Origin of the sequence: Nocardia carnea (genome assembly GCF_029868325.1) — a bacterium.
Classification (GTDB): Bacteria; Actinomycetota; Actinomycetes; order Mycobacteriales; family Mycobacteriaceae; genus Nocardia; species Nocardia carnea_C.
Map to the genome: position 1 here is coordinate 1 of NZ_JARWNW010000214.1, position 2,233 is coordinate 2,233.

2 protein-coding genes are annotated in these 2,233 nt (G+C 70.1%); both read left to right on the forward strand.

What is annotated here, in order from left to right; translation table 11 throughout:
• Positions 1-75: 75 nt before the first annotated feature.
• The gene (locus tag QH196_RS18145; RefSeq protein WP_280416988.1) at positions 76-264 is read left to right on the forward strand and encodes a hypothetical protein; all 189 of its coding nucleotides are present in this window, start codon (positions 76-78) and stop codon (positions 262-264) included.
• A gap of 138 nt (positions 265-402) precedes the next feature.
• Entirely contained in the window at positions 403-2,055 is a 1,653-nt protein-coding gene (locus QH196_RS18150) for an ABC-F family ATP-binding cassette domain-containing protein (protein WP_348538084.1), read from the forward strand.
• Positions 2,056-2,233: the final 178 nt, after the last annotated feature.

Consider the following 2,233-nt stretch of genomic DNA (forward strand, 5'->3'; position numbering starts at 1 on the left):
CCTTAAGGATTGCACTGCCCAAAACCTTGCGGGGCCCCGTACCACGCGCCCCCGCGGTGGGCCCGGTGCGGCGGGGTGGCCGCCACCCGCGGCGGGGCGCGGGTAACGCGGCGCGGAGCCGAGGTCGGTGGCGGCGCGGTGGAAAACACATTGCCGGGCGTGCGAGGTCTTCGTTATCGTTCCGGTCGTGATTTCCTGTGCTGTGTCGATGAAGCCCTGGTCGCGCCGCTGACGGCGGCGACCGGAATTCCGACGTTCTTCTGAAGCCGCCGTCCGAGCTGTCGTGCCGGGCGGTGTCGTTGCGCTGTCCCGGCTCCCTACTCGAGCTGCGGAGCTTCAGTGTCTCTTTCTTCTACCTCTGTTTCCCATTCCGGCCACAGCGGTCCGTCTACACCCGGACCTCTGCCCGAGGACCTCGCACCGAGTGCCCTGCCGGCGGGCGCGCATGCCCATATCCGGGCGACGTCCGTACACGTGAGCCTCGGATCGCGCGCCGTTCTCACCGACGTCTCCGTCACCGTATCCGCGCGTTCCCGGCTCGCCGTCGTCGGTGAGAACGGGCGGGGCAAATCCACCCTGCTGCATGTTCTGGCCGGGCTACATCGACCCGACAGCGGCACGGTGGCCAGGGTGGGCACCCTCGGGGTCGCTCGCCAGGCCGTCCCGTTCCGCACCGGCGAAACGGTGGGGACCCTGGTCGCCGAAACCATCGCACCCGCTCTGCGTGCCCTGCGGGATCTCGATACCGCGACCGTCGCCCTCACCGATGGTGCCCCCGGCGCCGACGACGCGTACGCGGCGGCGCTGGAAGCCGCGACCCGGCTCGACGCGTGGGATGCCGAGCGGCGGATCGATATCGCCCTGTCCGCCCTGCATGCGTGCACCGACCGGGAACGCCTGCTGGCGACGCTGTCGGTGGGACAGCGCTACCGGGTCCGGCTGGCATGCCTGCTCGGGGCCGCCCACGACATCCTCCTGCTGGACGAGCCGACCAATCATCTCGACCGGGACGGACTGGTGTTCCTGACCGAACGCCTGCGGGCCCGAGCGGGTGGGCTGGCCGTGGTCAGTCACGACCGCGCGCTCCTGCGCGATATCGCCACGGAATTCCTCGACCTGGATCCGAGCCGCGACGGCCGCCCGCAACTGTTCACCGGTGGCTACACCGGCTGGCAGGAGGGTCGGCGCCGGGCCTGGGAGAGCTGGGAGAACGAGTACGCCGATCAACTCGCCGAACGCGCCCGCCTGCGTGAGGCCGTCACGACCGCCCGTGACCGGCTCAGCACCGGCTGGCGCCCCGACAAGGGTCACGGCAAACATCAGCGGCAGTCCCGCACTCCGGGGCTGGTGCAGGCATTGAACCGGCGCCAGGCCGATCTCGACGCCCACCCGGTGACCGTGCCGGAACCTCCGCTGCGGCTCCGTTTCCCGGAACTCACCGTCCGGCCCGGCGCACCGCTGCTCCACTGCGCGGAGGTCACCGTGGCGGGGCGGCTGCATTCCCCTGTCGGTCTGGTTCTGGAGGCGGGCGATCGGCTACTGGTCACCGGTCACAACGGCGCCGGTAAGTCCACTCTGCTGGCCGTACTGGCCGGTGAACTCGAACCGTCCACCGGAAGCATCCACCATCACAGCGCGGCCAGGATCGCCCGGATCGATCAGGAGGTGCCTGCCTGGGAACCAGAACTCACCGCGCAGCAGCTCTACGACCGCCATATCCGGAGCCTCGAATTGCACCACGACGTCGACCCGATCCCGTTGCCCGCGACCGGGCTGCTGGAAAAACAGTCGCGGCACACCCCCGTCGGCAGGCTCTCCCAAGGCCAGCAGCGCCGCCTCCACCTCGCCCTCCAGCTGGCCTTCCGCCCCATGGTCCTGATCTGCGACGAACCGACGAACCACCTGTCGATATCCCTGGTCGACGAACTCACCGCCGCCCTCTCGGACGCCCCCGCCGCAGTCGTAGTGGCCACCCACGACAGGCAAATGCTCACCGACCTCGCGCACTGGCCCCACCTCGCCCTGCCCCCAACGGCAAACGAAGACGATTCATGATCACCACCGACGATGATCGCGATTTCGGTGCCCACAGCAAAGGCCCACCTCCGTGGTTAGGGGGCCCGCGGGAATATGGAGGGGCGGGGCGGGGGGGCGGAGGGGAGGGGCGGGGGTGGGGAGTTTAGAGACCGTCCCGGGGCCCGCCCCCCGCCGGGGGGGGGGGGGGCGGCCGATA